This is a genomic window from Geodermatophilus sp. SYSU D00710 (assembly GCF_054050195.1).
The window spans coordinates 1-16,062 of record NZ_JBJGYX010000001.1 but is presented as its reverse complement, the minus strand read 5'-3'; the positions used below and the strand labels follow the sequence as shown (position 1 = coordinate 16,062).

The following is a 16,062-nucleotide window of genomic DNA, read 5'->3' as shown; positions in this document are numbered from 1 at the left end:
GGTGGAGTGGACCGATCCGGAGACCGGCCCGACGGCGGCGCCGACTTCCTGCAGCTGCGCCGCGACGAGGCCCCGCCGCGGGGCCTCACGACCTGGCTGGTCGACCGGGTGCGCGCCGCGGTGACCGACGGACGCCTCGCCCCGGGCACGCCGCTGCCCCCGACCCGGGTCCTCGCCCGCGAGCTGGGCGCCTCCCGCGGCGTCGTCGTCGAGGCGTGGCGCCGGCTGGCCGACGAGGGGCTGGTGGTGGCACGGACCGGGTCGGGCACCGTGGTCGCCGGCACCGTGCTCCCCGGCCCGGGAGGTGCACCGGGCGGGCCGCCGCCGTCCCGCCCGGCTCCCGAGCCGGTCCCCGACGGCGTGGTGCCCCGGCTGCCCGCCCGGGCGCCCGAGGGCGTCGACCTCGACCTCTCCCCCGGCGTGCCCGACCTCGCCGCCTTCCCCCGCGCCACCTGGCTGCGCGCCGAGCGGGCGGTGCTGACCACCGCCGGCGACGCCGACCTCGGCTACGGCGACCCGCGCGGCCACCCGCGGCTGCGGGCGGTGCTCGCAGCGTGGCTGGCCCGCACCCGCGGGCTGCGGGCCGGGCCCGACGAGGTGGTCGTCGTCGCCGGGGTGGCGCAGACGCTCACCCTGCTGGCCGCGGTGCTGCGGGCCCGGTCCGGCGCGGCGCCGGCGGTCGCCGTGGAGGACCCCGGGTCCCGCGGCGCCCGGGAGGCGCTGGCGCACTGGGGCGTGCGCACCGTCCCGGTGCCCGTCGACGGCGAGGGGCTGGTGGTCGGCGCGCTGGCCGCCACCGGCGCGCCCACGGTGCTGCTCACCCCGGCCCACCAGTTCCCCACCGGGGTGGTGCTCGCCCCGGAGCGCCGCCGGGCGGTGCTCGCCTGGGCGCGGGACACCGGCGGGCTGGTCGTCGAGGACGACTACGACGCCGAGCACCGCTACGACCGCGCCCCGGTCCCCGCGCTGCAGGCCGGCGCGCCCGGGTCGGTGCTGCACACCGGCAGCACCTCCAAGACCCTCGCCCCCGGGATGCGGCTGGGCTGGCTGGTCGCCCCCGCGCACCTGCACGCCGACCTGGTCGCCGCCCGGCACGCGATGGACCTCGGCAGCCCGGTGCTGCCCCAGCTGGTCCTGGCCGAGCTGCTGGCTGGCGGGGCCTACGACCGCCACCTGCGCCGCGTCCGCGCCCGGCAGCGGGCCCGCCGGGACGCCGTCGTCGCCGCCGTCCGCGCGCACCTGCCCGCCGCCCGGGTCGAGGGGGTGGCCGCCGGGCTGCACCTGCTGCTCACCCTGCCCGGGCGGCCGGACGCCGACGACGCCGAGCTGGCCGCCCGGGCGCGCGAGGCCGGGGTGCTGGTGCACCCGCTGTCCTGGCACCGGGTGCGGCCCGGCCCGCCCGGCCTGGTGCTCGGCTATGCCGCCGCCCCGCCCGGCCGGCTCACCGAGGCGGTGACCCGCCTCGCCCGTGTCCTCGGTTAGTCCCGCTGGCCCTTGCCGCGCCGGCGCGGCGCGGCGCCGGGCGGCTGGGTCACCGGGGCCACCTCCGGCGGCGGCGGGTTGTCGAGGACCAGCTCGTCCTCGTCGACGGTGACCCGGCGGCCGTGGTGGTGGATGTCGAGCGGCTCGCCCTCGTGCAGCCGGTAGGTGGTCTGCTCCTTGCCGATCGCCACCTCGAGGACGCGGCCCTGGTAGGCCAGCCGGAACCGCAGCCCGGTGATCCGCGAGGGCAGCCGCGGGGCGAACAGCAGCCGGCCGTCGTGGTCGCGCATCCCGCCGAACCCGGCGACGGCGACCATCCAGCCGCCGGCCAGCGACGCGAGGTGCAGCCCGTGGCCGGCGTTGCCGTGCAGGTTCTGCAGGTCGGTCAGCGTCGCCTCGCCCCAGTAGTCGTAGGCGAGCTCGAGGTGGCCGGTCTCGGCGGCCACCACCGCCTGCTGGGCCGCCGACAGCGAGGAGTCGCGCACCGTGCGGGCCTCGTAGTAGGCGAAGTCGGCGACCTTCTCCTCGTGGGTGAAGGCGTCACCGCGCAGGTGCAGGGCCATCACCAGGTCGGCCTGCTTGACCACCTGCTTGCGGTAGATCTCGAAGTACGGGTAGTTCAGCAGCAGCGGGTAGTGGTCGGCCGGCGTCGCGGCGAAGTCCCACTCCTCGTGGTGGGTGAACCCCTCCGACTGCATGTGCACGCCCAGCCGCGGATCCCAGGGCACCCGCATCATCCGGGCGGCCCGCTGCCACAACGTCACCTCGTCCTCGGTGACCTGCAGCCGGCCGGCGACGTCGGGGTGCCGCTCGACCGCGGCGGCCGCCTCCCGCAGGTTCCGCTGCGCCATGAGGTTGGTGTAGACGTTGTTGTCCACGACGGCGGTGTACTCGTCGGGGCCGGTCACCCCGTCGATGCGGAACCCGTCCTCGGCGTCGAAGTGGCCCAGCGACGCCCACAGCCGGGCGGTCTCGATGAGCAGCTCGGCGCCGAAGTCGCGGTCGAACTCCTCGTCACCGGAGGCGTGCACGTAGCGGACCACGGCGTCGGCGATGTCGGCGTTGATGTGGAAGGCCGCCGTCCCCGCCGGCCAGTACCCGCTGGTCTCCTCGCCGCGGATGGTGCGCCACGGGAACGCCGCGCCGCGCCGGCCCAGCTCCCGGGCGCGCTCGCGGGCCAGGTCGAGGGTGGAGTGCCGCCAGCGCAGCGCGTCGCGGACGGCGTCGGGCGCGATGTAGGTGAGCACCGGCAGCACGTAGGTCTCGGTGTCCCAGAAGGTGTGCCCGTCGTAGCCCGGGCCGGTGAGCCCCTTGGCCGGGATCGGCTGGCGCTCGGCGCGCAGCGAGGCCTGCAGCAGGTGGAACACGCCGACCCGCACCGCCTGCTGCAGCTCGTCGTCGCCCTCGATCTCGACGTCGGCCAGCGACCAGTGGGAGTCGAGCACCTCCTTCTGCTCGCGCAGCAGGCGCTCGAAGCCGGCCAGCTTCGCCGTGGCCAGCGCGCCCTCCACCTGGTCGCGCAGCGCCGCGGCCGACCGGCGCGAGCTCCAGCCGTAGGACAGGTACTTGACCAGCTTGAGCGTGGAGCCCTGGGGCAGCCGGGCGGCGAGGGTGTAGCGGGCGAGGTCCTCGCCGGCCTCGATGTCCTCGGTGGCGGTGTCGGGGACGTCGATGACGTGGTCCATGCCGGCGGCCACGCGCAGCTTGCTGCGCCGGGTCTGGTGCACCAGCACGGCCCGCTGGGCCCGGCCGACGGCCATCTCCTTGACCAGCGGGCGCCGCAGCGCTGCCGCGGCGCGGGGGTCGTCGCTCTCGCTGCCGCTGTCGACCGGCTCGTTGGCCAGCAGGTCCGACTGCAGCGCCACGTAGAGGTCGCCGCGGTCGTCGTTGCACTCGACGGAGTACTCGATCGCGGCGATCGACCGGCGCCGCAGCGACACCAGCCGGGTGCTGGTGACCTTCACCGTGCGGCCGTTGGGCGAGCGCCACTCGGTGACCCGGCGCAGCACCCCGCGGCGCAGGTCGAGGGTCCGGCGGTGCTCGACGATCTCGCCGTAGTCGAGGTCGAAGGGGGTGTCGCCGACCAGGAGCCGCAGCAGCTTGCCGTCGGTGACGTTGACGACCGTCTGGCCCTGCTCCGGGAAGCCGTAGCCGGCCTCGGCGTAGGGCAGCGGGCGCTCCTCGAAGAAGCCGTTGAGGTAGGTGCCCGGGACGACGATCGGCTCGCCCTCCTCGAACGAGCCGCGCATGCCGACGTGCCCGTTGGCCAGGGTGAACACCGACTCGTGCACGCCGAGCGAGGCGTGGTCGAGACCGATCTCGGTCAGCGACCACGGCTCGATCGGGAAGCTGGGGCGCCCCTCGGTCACCTCGCACCCTCCTCCGCGGTCCGGTCCCCCAGCAGCTGGTCGAGGTCGGTGACGACGACGTCGGCGCCGTTCTCCCGCAGCGCGTCGGCCTGCCCGACCCGGTCCACACCCACCACGTACCCGAAGTTCCCCGCGCGGCCCGCCGCGACACCGGCCAGCGCGTCCTCGAACACCGCGGCGGCGGCCGGCTCGACGCCCAGCGCCCGGGCGCCGGCGAGGAACGTGTCGGGTGCGGGCTTGCCGCGCAGCCCCTCCCGGGCGGTGACCACGCCGTCGACGCGGGCGTCGATGTACTGGGCGAACCCGCCCGCGGCGATCACCTGCTCGCCGTTGGCCGAGGCGGTGACCACCGCGGTGGCCAGGCCCGCCTCCCGCGCCGCGCGCAGGTAGGCCATCGAGCCGGGGTAGACCTCGACACCGTGCTCGGCCAGCTCGGTCAGCAGCAGCTCGTTCTTGCGGCGGCCGATGCCGTGTACGGTCCGCGCGTCGGGCGGGTCCTCCGGCGTGCCCTCGTCCAGGACGATGCCCCGGCTGGCGAGGAAGTCGCGGACGCCGTCGGCGCGCGGCTTGCCGTCGACGTAGCGGTTGTAGTCCAGCTGGGTGAACTCGACGGCCCCCGGTTCGGTGGCGTGCAGGAACTCGTCGAAGGTGCGCTTCCAGGCAGCCATGTGCACGGTGGCGGTCCTGGTGAGGACGCCGTCCATGTCGAAGAGGCAGGCGCGGATGCTGTCCGGGAGTCCGAGCACGCTGCGACGCTACCGGCGTGTCGCGCCCGCGACCTGTCGAGAGCGCCGCCCCGGTCGCCGGGCGGACCCGCGCGCGGCAGCCTGGGGCCGGCGCGACGACGAACCGCGCGACCACCACCCGAGGAGAGGACCGCCCGTGGCCGACCGGCCCGTTCCCCCGAGCCCCTACGACTTCCTCCCGCCCGTCCCCTCGTTCACGGTGACCAGCACCGACGCGCGCCACGGCGAGGCCATGCCGGTGCACTGCGTCAGCGGCGTCATGGGCGCCGGTGGCGAGGACCGCTCGCCGCAGCTGTCCTGGTCGGGCTTCCCCGAGGAGACCCGCGGCTTCGCCGTCACCGTCTTCGATCCCGACGCCCCCACCGCCAGCGGCTTCTGGCACTGGGTGCTCACCGCCCTGCCCGCCTCGGTCACCGAACTGCCCACCGGCGCCGGCGACCGCGAGGGCTCGGCCCTGCCCGCGGGCGCCCGCCAGCTGCGCAACGACGCCGGCTTCCCCGGCTACGTGGGGGCCGCTCCCCCGGCCGGCCACGGCCCGCACCGCTACTTCGTCGTGGTGCACGCCCTCGACACCGAGGACATGGGCGTGCCGGCCGACGCCTCCCCCGCCTTCCACGGCTTCAACCTCTTCGGCCACACCCTGGCCCGCGCGACGATGGTGATCACCCACACCCAGGACTGAGGCGGAACGACAGCGTCCTGGCCTGCGGGTGCGCGGGTGGGCGGCGCCGGGTACCCGGCGTGCGTGACGCCCCGTGGAGGTCACCGGCCGGCCCCCGCGCACCCGCTGGTCCCTCGCGCTCGTGCCGCTCCTGCCGGCCGCCGGGGTCGTGGCGGCGCCGCGTCCCGGGACCGGGACCGCCGGGCCGGTGCCGCCGGGTCAGTCCGGCGGGCGGGCGGCCACGCCGGTCCAGCCCAGCCAGGCGAAGCCCACCCGCTCGTAGACGCGGGCGACGTCGTCGTCACCGGCGGTCAGGAACACCAGGTCGGCGGTCTCACGGGCCTGCGCCACCAGCGCCGACGCCAGCGCCGCCCCGACCCCGCGCCCGCGCCGCCGCGGCGAGCTGGCCACGCCCACGATCTCGCTCATCTCGGTGCCGTCGACGTCGACCGGGTGGTGCGAGCCCACCCCCACCGGCCGGCCGTCCTCGATCGCCACCATCACCACCGTCCGGCCCGCGGCGACCCGCTCGCGCAGCACCTCGGCACGCGCGTCCGGGAGGCCCTCGTCGGCGTCGGACGCGGCGTCGGCCGCCTCGTCGGGCGCGTCACCGGTCCCGTCGCCGTGGTGCGCGGCGAACCCGGTCTCGAGCAGGTGCTGGTAGTGCGGCAGCGCCGGGTCCTCGGCCCCCACCAGGTACAGCCGGACCCCGGCCGGCAGCAGCACCTCCACCGGGTCGTCGACCACCAGCAGGGGGAAGTAGCTGACCACCAGCCCGGCCCCGCGCGCGGCGGCGGCCAGCGACGGGGTCCGCTCCACCACCCACTCCACCGCGGCCGGCAGGTCCGCCTCCTCCTGCAGCGCGGTGGCGGCGCGCACGTCCTCGGCCCGCACCGGGCCGGCGTCGGGCCGCGGGCGCGCGGGATAGGGCCACGCGGGCGGGCCGACCGGCACGTCGAGGGCCCCGGCCGGCACCAGCCGCGCATCGGGCAGCGGCGCGGCGGCGGCGTACCGCTCGACGCAGTCGAGCAGCCCGGGGCGGGTCGGCACACCGGCACCCTAGACGCGGCCACCGACCCCGACGGGCCGCGGACACCGGTCCGGGCCCCCGCGACCCCCGCGCGGGTGACCCGGCGGGCGGGCCGGGGAGCGCCGGGGTCCACGATGGACGGCGTGACGGCAGGGACCCGCCCCCAGATCTCGCCCTACGCGGCCTTCGACCGCGACGCGTGGCGGGCCCTCGCCGGCAGCCGCACCCTGCCGCTGGACGAGGCCGACCTGCGCGGGCTGCGCAGCCTCGGGGACCGGATCGACCTCGACGAGGTCGCCACCGTCTACCTGCCCCTCGCCGAGCTGCTGGGCCTGCACGTCGCCGCCAGCAAGCGGCTGTGGGCCGCACAGAACCGCTTCCTCGGCGACGCCACGGCCAAGGTGCCCTACGTCATCGCCGTGGCCGGCAGCGTCGCCGTCGGCAAGAGCACCACCGCCCGGCTGCTGCAGACCCTGCTGGCCGCCGCACCCGGCTCGCCGCGGGTCGACCTGGTGACCACCGACGGGTTCCTCTGGCCCAACGCCGTCCTCGAGCAGCGCGGCCTCCTGACCCGCAAGGGCTTCCCCGAGAGCTACGACCGGCGGGCGCTCATCCGCTTCCTCGCCGACGTCAAGTCCGGCCGCGGCCAGGTGAGCGCGCCGGTGTACAGCCACCAGTCCTACGACGTGCTGCCCGGCCGGCAGCAGGTGGTCGACCGGCCCGACGTCCTGGTCCTGGAGGGGCTCAACGTGCTGCAGGCCGGCCGCCGCGACGACGGCCGGGTGCCCGAGGTCTTCCTCTCGGACTTCTTCGACTTCTCCGTCTACGTCGACGCCGGGGAGGCCGACATCCAGCACTGGTACGTCGAGCGGTTCCTCGCGCTGCGGCGCACCGCGTTCGCCGACACCTCCGCCTACTTCCACCGCTACGCCGACCTCAGCGACGACGACGCGCGGGCGACGGCGCTGTCGATCTGGGCCGCGGTCAACGGCCCCAACCTGCGGCAGAACATCGCCCCGACGCGGTCGCGGGCCCGCCTGGTGCTGCAGAAGTCCGCCGACCACTCGGTGCGCCGGATCCTGCTGCGCAAGCTCTGACCGGCGTCCTCCGGCACCTGCCTGTCGCCGCTCCCCTCCCTGGTCACCGCCACCGACGAGGTCGGCGTTTGAGTTGGGGATAACGGGTGCGAGGGGTGTCGCGTCGCAGCGGCGTGCGTGAGACCGCGGTGTGGCGGGCTCGGTGCGTGGCCGCGGCACGGAGTCGGTGGACGGCCGGGCTGCGTGGTCCCGTCGGACCGCCGACCGGGCGGTCGGCGTGCGCTACCGTCGCGCCCTCCCAGCCGAGGAGTCCCGATGGCGAGGATGCCCAGCCCCAGAGTGCTGGCCGAGGTGCTGCGCGGCGGGGACCTCCGCGCGCGGCTGCGCGCCGCGCGGGAGGGTCTGGCCGGGGTCCGGCTGCAGCTGGTCGCCGCCGCGCTCGACCTGGGCCTGCTCGACGCGCTCGACGAGGGCCCGGCCGGCACCGAGCAGCTGGCCGGACGGCTGGGGGCGGTCGACCCCGACCTGCTGGCCGCCTACCTCCGCGTCCTCGCTGCCGCGGGGCTGGTCACCGGAGAGGGCGCGTGGCGGCTCACCCGGTTCGGCCGCGCGGTCGTCGGCGACCCGGTGCGCGCGACGTACGAGGCCTTCGGCGGCTACCAGACCGAGCTGTACCGGGATCTCCCGGTGCTGCTTCGCGGAGGCCCGCGGCGGCGCGACGCCGCGGAGCACGGCGAGGTGATCGCCCGGGTGTCCGCCGCGGTCTCCCCGCTGGTCCGCGACCTGCTCGTCCGCACGGTCACCGAGCGTCGGCCGCGCCGGGTGCTCGACGTCGGGTGCGGTGCGGGCACGTACCTGGCGGCCATGCTCGAGGCCGCGCCGGACGCCACCGGCCTCGGCGTGGACGTCGACCCCGACGCCGCGACACTGGCCCGGCGCACGCTGAGCGAGCGGGGCCTGGCCGACCGGGCCGGCGTCGAGGCGGTCGACATCCGGGAGGCGCTCGCCGCCGGTCGTCCGGGCGCCCTCGCCGACGGCTTCGACCTGGCCCTGCTCACCAACGTCGTCTACTACGTGCCGGTCGACGAGCGGGTGCAGCTGCTGCGCGCGGTCGCCCGCCTGCTCGCACCCGGCGGCGTCCTCGTGGTCGTCACCACCGTGGCCGGGCCGCAGCTGTTCAGCCGGCACCTGGACCTGCTGCTGCGGGCGCAGGAGGGCCGCACGGAGCTGCCCGCCGTCGACGGGCTGCGTGCCCAGCTCCGCGAGGCGGGACTGCAGCCGGGCCGGCCGGAGCGGATCGGACCCCCCGGCGCGGCGCTCCGCGCGGTGATCGCGATCCGCTGAGGACGTCGGTCACCCGGGGCCGATCGGGCCGGAGCGCGGGACTGCTCACGGGGCGCGCAGACGTGACGCTCACCGGACGAGCGGCCGCGCATGGTCCGCGCCTCCGGTCGGCGCCCGCCATGGCGAGGTCTGACGACCCGAAGGGGTCAGGTCGTGGGATTCGTCACCTGACGCCCGGCGGCGCCGCGCGCACACTCGACGACGTCCGGTGACCGGACGATCACTACTCGTACACCCGGCGTGAGCCGGCCTGACCGGGAGTCCTCCTGATGTGCGTACACGCGACCCCCTGTCCCGACGCCGCCAGCGACGCGCGTGACCTCGCCGCCGTCGTGAGCAGCCACCCCGAGCAGGGCTGGAGCCTGCTGTGCAACGGCGTCGTCCTCTTCGACGACGACGGGGAGCTCCTGCCCGACGGCCGCGCGGTCGCCGACCACCACCAGTGGCGGACCGCCGGCCTCGTCTCCGCCTAGCACGACCCCGGCGGGGGCCGTCGCGGCTCAGCCGGTGGCGGCCTGCGCCGCCTCGGTCAGCAGCGCGGTGAACGCCGCCGGGTCCGGCGCGGCCGCGTCCGGCGCCGCGCTCTGCGCCAGCACCAGCCCGCGGGAGCCGCCGACGACGATCCCGACGAGCACGCTCACCGTCTCCTCCCCGGCCCGGTCCACGGTGACCTGGACGCCGGCGCTCTGCTCGCCCAGCTGCGGCACGTCCAGGCGGGTCACCTCGGCGGTCGTGCTCCAGCCCCAGGGACCGGTGGCGCTGACCGACGAGCACTCGGCCAGCAGCTGGTCGACCGGCAGCTGCAGCCCCTCGAGCTGCGGCGAGTCGGCCAGCACCTGCACCGTCTGGGTCTGCGGGGTGCGGGCGGCCTGCGCGGCGAGGGTCAGCCCGTCGGCCTCCTCGTCCCAGTCGGGCAGCGCCTCGAGCACCGCCTGGCAGGCCGCCGGCTCGACGGCCACCTCGTCCCAGGCGTCCACGCCGTCCCTGTCGTGGCCGTGATCGTGGTCGTGGTCGTGGTCGTGGTCCCCGGGACCCCAGTACCTCCACTGCCCCGGCCAGCCGCCCCAGCCCGACCCGCCGGCACCGAGCTGCTCGGCGCCCAGCGAGACGACGGTCGCGTCCTCGCCGAACGCCGAGGCCGGGAGCAGCCGGTCGCGCAGGTCAGCGCCCGCGCTCTGGTCGGCCGGGGGCGCCGGCGTGGCCGGCGACGTCTCGGGGGACGGGGCCGGCGTCGTGCCGGCCGACGGGGTCGCCGGAGGGCTCGGTGCCGGCGTCGGTGACGGCGCGGGTGCCGAGGTCTCGTCCGTGGCCGCGGCCGGGACCATCGGCCCGGGCTCCCCAGTGACCGCGCAGCCCGCCGTCAGCAGCGCACCCGCGGCCAGCGCCGCCCCCGTCGCCCGGATCCGTCGCCGCACCGTCGCCGCCATGTCCGCATGATCCACCCGCGCCACGGCCCGGTCACCCTCCGGAGGTCGGAACCCGGTTGCCCCGCAGCTCGTTGGCCGACGGCCCGCCGATCGGCTCCCGCACACCGGAGGTCCCCGTGCCGCTTGCGTCCCTCACCCTCCCCTCGCCCGCCGACCAGGCCGAACGGCTGCTGGCCCTCGGCCTGCACGAGAGGGCCGGGCTGCCGCCCGCAGCGGTGCGGGCCGCCGCGGCGGGCGCGGACCGCGACGCCGGCGGGAACGCACTGCTGGTGCTGTCCCCCGATCTCGTGTCGGCCTCGGCTCTGGTGCCGTTCGTGCGGCGGGACGACCGCCCGGCCTTCGTGGTGACCGACATGACCGACCTCGACGACTTCGCCCCCCTCGACGACGTCGTCGCGCCCGCGGGGCCTGCCTACCTGCTGTGCGGGCCCGACCGCGGCGACGGGTACCGCGGTGTGACGCCCGACGACGCCCTGCCGCGGATCCGCGCGGCCGGACGGACGCCGCTGACCCTCGCCGAGGGGCTCACCTGGCTGCTCCAGTGCCCGGATGTGCTGGAGCGCAACGCCTGCACGATGACCGTCGGCTCACGGCTGCGGCGGGCCGACGGGTCGCTGGACGCCCGCACGCCGGCGTTGTGGATCAGCAACGGCACCGGCCGCGACGGCCGGGAGCGGCGCAACGCACCCAAGGTCGGCTGGTGCTGGGCGGGCAACCGGCACACCTGGCTGGGCATCGCCTCGGCGTCCGGCCGCACCCCGCTGACCTGACGCAGCGAGATCGGCGGTGTCGTGGCCGTCTGCGGCTGATGGCCACGACACCGCCGGTCCCGGGCGGCTCAGGCCGGAGCCCCCACCACGTCGGCGGTGGTGCCGAGGTCGTCGGAGGCGCCCTCCCCGCGGTCGGGGACGTGCGTCCGCGGCGCGTGCGCGGGCTCGGGCTCGGGCTCGGCGAAGGCCTCCGGCGACGGGCACGAGCAGACCAGGTTCCGATCGCCGAAGGCCTGGTCGATCCGCCGCACCGGCGCCAGGTAGCCCCGGGAGGCCAGCCGCGGCACCGGGAAGACCGCCGCCGACCGCGGGTAGGGCCGCGCCCACTCGCCGGCGAGCATCTTCAGCGTGTGCGGGGCGTTCCGCAGCGGGTTGTCCTCGCGGTCGTACTCCCCCGCCTCGACCTTCGCGATCTCGTCGCGGATGGCGACCATCGCCTCGACGAACCGGTCGAGCTCGCCCTTGTCCTCGCTCTCGGTGGGCTCGACCATCAGCGTGCCGGCCACCGGGAAGCTCATCGTCGGCGCGTGGAAGCCGAAGTCGACCAGCCGCTTGGCGATGTCGTCGTTGGTGATGCCGGTGGCCCGGGTCAGCGGCCGGATGTCGAGGATGCACTCGTGGGCGACCAGCCCGCCGGCGCCGGTGTAGAGCACCGGGAAGTGCTCGCGCAGCCGCGCGGCCAGGTAGTTCGCGCCCAGCACCGCGTGCTCGGTGGCCCGCTGCAGCCCGTCGGGGCCCATCAGCCGCAGGTAGGCCCAGGAGATCGGCAGGATCCCGGCCGAGCCGAACGGCGCCCCGGACACCGCCGGGCCCTGCCCGCCGGTGTCGGCCAGCGGGTGCCCGGGGAGGAAGGGCACCAGGTGCTCGCGGACGCCGATCGGGCCGACGCCGGGCCCGCCGCCGCCGTGCGGGATGCAGAAGGTCTTGTGGAGGTTGAGGTGGCTGACGTCGGAGCCGAAGCGCCCCGGCCGGGCCAGTCCCACCATCGCGTTGAGGTTGGCGCCGTCGACGTACACCTGGCCGCCGGCGTCGTGCACCGCCGCGCAGATGTCGCGGATGTCGGTCTCGAACACCCCGTGCGTCGACGGGTAGGTGATCATGATCGCGGCCAGCCGCTCGGCGTGCTGGTCGATCTTCGCCCGCAGGTCGGCGACGTCGACGTTGCCCGCCTCGTCGCAGGCCACCACGACCACCCGCATCCCGGCCATGACCGCGCTCGCGGCGTTGGTGCCGTGCGCGGACGACGGGATCAGGCAGACGTCGCGGTGCGACTCGCCGCGAGAGGCGTGGTAGCCGCGGATGGCCAGCAGGCCGGCGAACTCGCCCTGCGACCCGGCGTTGGGCTGCACGCTCACCGCGGCGTAGCCGGTGATCTCGGCCAGCCAGGTGCACAGCTCGTCGATCAGCTGCCGGTAGCCGCGAGCCTGTTCGGCCGGGGCGAACGGGTGCACCCCGGCGAACTCCGGCCAGGTGATGGCGGCCATCTCCACGGCGCTGTTGAGCTTCATGGTGCACGACCCCAGCGGGATCATCGTGCGGTCGAGCGCGAGGTCCTTGTCCGCCAGCGACCGCAGGTAGCGCATCAGCGCCGTCTCCGAGCGGTGCGCGGAGAAGACCGGGTGGGTCAGGAACGGGGTGCGGCGGCGCAGCGCGTCGGGCAGCGCGTCGGGGCCGTCGTCGTCGAGGGCGGCATCGTCGGCGTCGACCCCGAAGGCCTCGGCGACCAGCCGCAGCACCGCCGGCGTCGTCGTCTCGTCGCAGGCGACGGCGACGGTGTCGGCGTCGACCCGGCGCAGGTTGACCCGCCGCGCCGCGGCGGCCGCGACGACGGCGTCGGCCCGGCCGGGCACGCGGGCCTGCACGGTGTCGAAGAACTCCCCGTGCACGACCTCGATGGCGCCGGCGCGCAGCCACCCGGCCAGCGCCAGCGCGCTGCGGTGCACCCGGGCGGCGATCGCGGTCAGTCCCTCGGGGCCGTGGTAGACGGCGTAGGCGCCGGCCATGACCGCGAGCAGCACCTGTGCGGTGCAGATGTTGCTGGTCGCCTTCTCGCGGCGGATGTGCTGCTCGCGGGTCTGCAGCGCCAGCCGGTAGGCGACGTCGCCGTCGGCGTCCACCGACACCCCGACCAGCCGGCCGGGCAGCTGGCGGGCCAGGCCCTCGCGGACCGAGAGGTAGCCGGCGTGCGGGCCGCCGTAGCCCAGCGGGACGCCGAAGCGCTGGGTGCTGCCGCAGGCGACGTCGGCGCCCCACTCCCCCGGCGCCTCGAGCAGGGTGAGCGCGAGGACGTCGGCGGCGACGACCACCGACGCCCCGGCGGCGTGCGCGGCCTCGGCCAGCGCCCGGTGGTCGCGGACCGCACCGCTGGCCCCGGGGTAGGACAGCAGGACGCCGAACGCGCCGGCCTCGGGCAGGTCGGCCGGCCAGCCGGCGGAGAGGTCGGCGACGTGCAGGGGGATCCCGAGGGGCTCGGCGCGGGTGCGCAGCACCGCGAGGGTCTGCGGCAGCGTGTCGGCGTCGACGACGAACACCGCGCCGGGCTTCGCGCGACCGGCCCGGCGCACGAGGGTCATCGCCTCGGCCGCGGCGGTGGCCTCGTCGAGCATCGAGGCGCCGGCGACGGGCAGGCCGGTGAGGTCGGCGACCATCGTCTGGAAGTTCAGCAGCGCCTCGAGCCGGCCCTGGCTGATCTCGGGCTGGTAGGGCGTGTAGGCGGTGTACCAGGCGGGGTTCTCGAGGATGTTGCGCTGGATGGCCGCCGGGGTGACCGTGCCGGAGTAGCCCAGGCCGATCATCGAGGTGAAGACCTCGTTGGCGGTGGCCCGCGCGCGCAGCTCGGCGAGGACGGCGGCCTCGTCGGCGGCCGGCGGCAGGCTCAGCGCGTCGCGGTCGCGCACCGCCTCGGGCACGGTCGCGTCGACCAGTGACTGCAACGAGTCGTACCCGACCGCCTCGAGCATCGCGGCGGTCTCGTCGGCGCGCGGGCCGATGTGCCGGGCCGCGAACGAGCCCGCGGGGCTCAGCGCACGGAGTGACGGGAGGGGGCCAGCAGCAGCGTCCGCCATTGCCACGACGCTACCAGCGGGGTGCGGCGCACCCGCGGTGGCGACCAGCGACGGCGACGATCAGGGTCGATCGACGATCAGCCTCCCTGATCGTGCGGCGTCCTCCCGCACCTCCCACCGCGAGGGAGGACGCCCGACGACCAGGTCACCTGATCGTCGGACGGCACCGCCGAGGGCCGCCGAGGGCTACGCGGTCTGCGCCCGGCGACGGCGGCGCATCGCCAGCTCGTCGTCGGCGGCGTGCAGCGGGGCGCCGTCGAGCCGCTCGGCGGGGAGCTCGGCGAGCTCACCCGAGAGCTCGCGCAGCGCGCCGGAGACGGCGATGCCGAAGACACCCTGGCCGCCGGCGAGCAGGTCGACGACCTCCTCGGCCGACGTGCACTCGTAGACCGTCGCCCCGTCGGAGAACAGCGTGACGTTGGCGAGGTCCTTGATCCCGCGGTTGCGCAGGTGGTCGACGGCCTTGCGGATGTTCTGCAGCGACACACCGGTGTCGAGCAGCCGCTTGACCACCTTCAGCACCAGGATGTCGCGGAACGAGTACAGCCGCTGGGTCCCGGAACCGGTCGCACTGCGGACCGAGGGGGCGACCAGGCCGGTACGGGCCCAGTAGTCCAGCTGGCGGTAGGTGATCCCGGCGGCGGCACACGCCGTCGGGCCGCGGTACCCGACGAGGTCGGTGTCGACCTCGTCGTAGTCCGTGGCCCCCACGGCGGCGTCGCTGAAGAGCTGACCCTGGGAGCCCTCGCTCTGGTCGCTCACGTCAGCGGTCCTCCTTCGCGTGCCGTCGCGGTCGCGGCGGCCGTCCCGGTCCGATCCGCTTCCCCACGGATCACACCGGTGTTGTCCGCGACCGTAAGCCGGGCCCACAGGGCGGTCAACTGACGCGGGCGGCGTGTCGCAGCACTCACCCCGACCGGGTGGTATCGGCAGGAGCGGCGCCGGACTCCAGTCGGTGTGCGCAGGACGGGACGCGTGTGACCAACGGGACGGGTGGGACCCCACCCGTCCCGTCGCGGTCAGCCGCCGGACCCCGAGCCCGCGCCGAAGTCCTCCGGCGAGATCTGGTCGAGGAACTCGCGGAACTTCTCGACCTCGTCCTCCTGCTCGTCGGGGATCTCGATCCCCACCTCGTCGAGCAGCTCCTCGGCGCCGAAGATCGGCGCCCCGGTGCGGACGGCGAGGGCCACCGCGTCCGACGGGCGGGCGCTGACCACCCGGTCGTCGCCGAAGACCAGCTCGGCGATGTAGATGCCGTCGCGCATCTCCGTGATGTTGACCGCCTCCAGCGTGGCGCCGAGGGCGCGCACGACCTCGCGCAGCAGGTCGTGGGTCATCGGCCGGGCCGGCCGCACCCCCTGCTGCTCGAAGGCGATCGCGGCGGCCTCCACCGCACCGATCCAGATGGGGAGGTACCGCTCCCCCTCCGTCTCCTTCAGCAGCAGGATCGGCTGGTTGCCGGGCAGCTCGACCCGGACCCCGACGACTCTGAGTTCCTGCACCGTGTTGCTCCTCAGCTGCGGCGGTACGGGTGGACACCGGTGCGGCGCGAACGGCGGGCCCTCCGGCGGCCAGTCCACCGTACGCCCGACTCAGGGACCCAGGACGTCCCGGAGTCGTGCCTCCAGGAGGGCGCGGTGCAGCTGCGCGGAGAGGGCCGAGAGCTCGGTCAGCTTCTCGGTGGCGCGGGCGCGGGCGTCCTCGGCGCGCGAGCGCAGCACCGGCGCGACGAGCTGCTCGACCAGCGCGGCCTCCCGCTCGGCGCCGGTGCGGAACACCCGCAGGTGGCGCGGTTCGATGCCGTGCCGGGCCAGGCCCGCGGCGGCCCGCGCGATCGGCAGGTCACCGGCCGGGTGCCGCCCGTCGGCGTCGGGGAGCAGCAGGCCGAACTGCACGCAGTCGGCCAGCTGCCCCGGCTCGAGGCCGGCCGCCCGGGCGAAGTCGGCGGCGTCCAGGGAGCCGGCGTCCGGAGCGTCGGTGGCGTCGGTGGCGCCCCCGGCGCCGGCAGCCGGGGCGGCCGGCGCCGACGCCCCGCGCGCCGAGCTCGACGCCGCCTACCGCGCCGCGCACGACCGGGTGCTCGCCGAGCTGGACGGCGACCGCTACCACCGGATCCTCACGTCGCTGCAGG

Annotated in this window: 14 protein-coding genes; 6 read left to right on the top strand and 8 right to left on the bottom strand. The window is 76.1% G+C overall.

Annotation, left to right across the window (positions count from 1 at the left end; translation table 11 throughout):
- Positions 1-6 precede the first annotated feature (6 nt).
- Complete coding sequence (gene pdxR, locus ACI78U_RS00070) at positions 7-1,482, top strand: MocR-like pyridoxine biosynthesis transcription factor PdxR (protein WP_456873231.1); 1,476 nt, start codon at positions 7-9, stop codon at positions 1,480-1,482.
- On the opposite strand, the gene ACI78U_RS00065 is transcribed toward pdxR, so the two are convergent.
- Both ACI78U_RS00065 and ACI78U_RS00060 read right to left on the bottom strand, forming a co-directional pair.
- A complete protein-coding gene (locus ACI78U_RS00065; RefSeq protein WP_456873230.1) occupies positions 1,479-3,851 on the bottom strand; it encodes a glycoside hydrolase family 65 protein in 2,373 nt (790 codons plus the stop codon). The genes pdxR and ACI78U_RS00065 overlap by 4 nt on opposite strands.
- A complete protein-coding gene (locus ACI78U_RS00060) occupies positions 3,848-4,597 on the bottom strand; it encodes an HAD family hydrolase (protein ID WP_456873229.1) in 750 nt (249 codons plus the stop codon). The genes ACI78U_RS00065 and ACI78U_RS00060 overlap by 4 nt, the downstream gene beginning before the upstream one ends.
- A 136-nt stretch (positions 4,598-4,733) precedes the next feature.
- Here ACI78U_RS00060 and ACI78U_RS00055 point away from each other — a divergent pair, with 136 nt between their 5' ends.
- Entirely contained in the window at positions 4,734-5,279 is a 546-nt protein-coding gene (locus tag ACI78U_RS00055; RefSeq protein WP_456873228.1) for a YbhB/YbcL family Raf kinase inhibitor-like protein, read from the top strand.
- Positions 5,280-5,477: 198 nt separating this feature from the next.
- Here the strand turns inward: ACI78U_RS00055 and ACI78U_RS00050 are convergent, their stop codons facing one another.
- Positions 5,478-6,308, bottom strand: coding sequence for a GNAT family N-acetyltransferase (locus ACI78U_RS00050; protein ID WP_456873227.1), 831 nt, complete (start codon positions 6,306-6,308; stop codon positions 5,478-5,480).
- Between the two features lie 114 nt (positions 6,309-6,422).
- Here ACI78U_RS00050 and coaA point away from each other — a divergent pair, with 114 nt between their 5' ends.
- From coaA to ACI78U_RS00035, 3 genes are all read left to right on the top strand, one after another.
- Positions 6,423-7,385 (top strand): type I pantothenate kinase, encoded by a 963-nt coding sequence (coaA, locus tag ACI78U_RS00045; protein WP_456873226.1) that lies wholly within the window; start codon positions 6,423-6,425, stop codon positions 7,383-7,385.
- A 264-nt stretch (positions 7,386-7,649) separates the two neighbouring features.
- On the top strand, positions 7,650-8,669 hold the full coding sequence (locus tag ACI78U_RS00040; RefSeq protein ID WP_456873225.1) for a class I SAM-dependent methyltransferase: 1,020 nt from the start codon (positions 7,650-7,652) through the stop codon (positions 8,667-8,669).
- Positions 8,670-8,938: 269 nt separating this feature from the next.
- The gene (locus ACI78U_RS00035) at positions 8,939-9,142 is read left to right on the top strand and encodes a DUF5999 family protein (RefSeq protein ID WP_456873224.1); all 204 of its coding nucleotides are present in this window, start codon (positions 8,939-8,941) and stop codon (positions 9,140-9,142) included.
- Between the two features lie 27 nt (positions 9,143-9,169).
- Here the strand turns inward: ACI78U_RS00035 and ACI78U_RS00030 are convergent, their stop codons facing one another.
- Positions 9,170-10,096: a hypothetical protein gene (locus ACI78U_RS00030; protein WP_456873223.1), complete on the bottom strand. Its 927-nt coding sequence runs from the start codon at positions 10,094-10,096 to the stop codon at positions 9,170-9,172.
- A gap of 116 nt (positions 10,097-10,212) precedes the next feature.
- On the opposite strand from ACI78U_RS00030, the gene ACI78U_RS00025 reads away from it, so the two are divergent.
- Positions 10,213-10,866, top strand: coding sequence for a DUF5701 family protein (locus ACI78U_RS00025; protein WP_456873222.1), 654 nt, complete (start codon positions 10,213-10,215; stop codon positions 10,864-10,866).
- 68 nt (positions 10,867-10,934) lie between these two features.
- On the opposite strand, the gene gcvP is transcribed toward ACI78U_RS00025, so the two are convergent.
- The 4 genes from gcvP to ACI78U_RS00005 all read right to left on the bottom strand — a co-directional run bounded on the left by gcvP (position 10,935) and on the right by ACI78U_RS00005 (position 15,826).
- Positions 10,935-13,931 carry an aminomethyl-transferring glycine dehydrogenase gene (gene gcvP / locus ACI78U_RS00020; protein ID WP_456873221.1) on the bottom strand — a complete coding sequence of 999 codons (2,997 nt, stop codon included), beginning with the start codon at positions 13,929-13,931 and terminating at the stop codon, positions 10,935-10,937.
- A 186-nt stretch (positions 13,932-14,117) separates the two neighbouring features.
- Positions 14,118-14,693, bottom strand: a complete 576-nt coding sequence (locus tag ACI78U_RS00015) for a MerR family transcriptional regulator (RefSeq protein WP_456873220.1) — start codon at positions 14,691-14,693, stop codon at positions 14,118-14,120.
- Positions 14,694-14,950: 257 nt separating this feature from the next.
- On the bottom strand, positions 14,951-15,433 hold the full coding sequence (locus ACI78U_RS00010; protein WP_456873219.1) for a bifunctional nuclease family protein: 483 nt from the start codon (positions 15,431-15,433) through the stop codon (positions 14,951-14,953).
- 90 nt (positions 15,434-15,523) lie between these two features.
- On the bottom strand, positions 15,524-15,826 hold the full coding sequence (locus ACI78U_RS00005; RefSeq protein ID WP_456873218.1) for a hypothetical protein: 303 nt from the start codon (positions 15,824-15,826) through the stop codon (positions 15,524-15,526).
- Positions 15,827-16,062: the final 236 nt, after the last annotated feature.

Bases quoted from the DNA above. Each gene is read 5' to 3' on its own strand.
- gcvP (WP_456873221.1), bottom strand. From the start codon at position 13,931: ATGGCGGACGCTGCTGCTGGCCCCCTCCCGTCACTCCGTGCGCTGAGC.
- ACI78U_RS00040 (WP_456873225.1), top strand. From the start codon at position 7,650: ATGCCCAGCCCCAGAGTGCTGGCCGAGGTGCTGCGCGGCGGGGACCTC.
- coaA (WP_456873226.1), top strand. From the start codon at position 6,423: ATGGACGGCGTGACGGCAGGGACCCGCCCCCAGATCTCGCCCTACGCG.
- ACI78U_RS00035 (WP_456873224.1), top strand. From the start codon at position 8,939: ATGTGCGTACACGCGACCCCCTGTCCCGACGCCGCCAGCGACGCGCGT.
- ACI78U_RS00030 (WP_456873223.1), bottom strand. From the start codon at position 10,096: ATGGCGGCGACGGTGCGGCGACGGATCCGGGCGACGGGGGCGGCGCTG.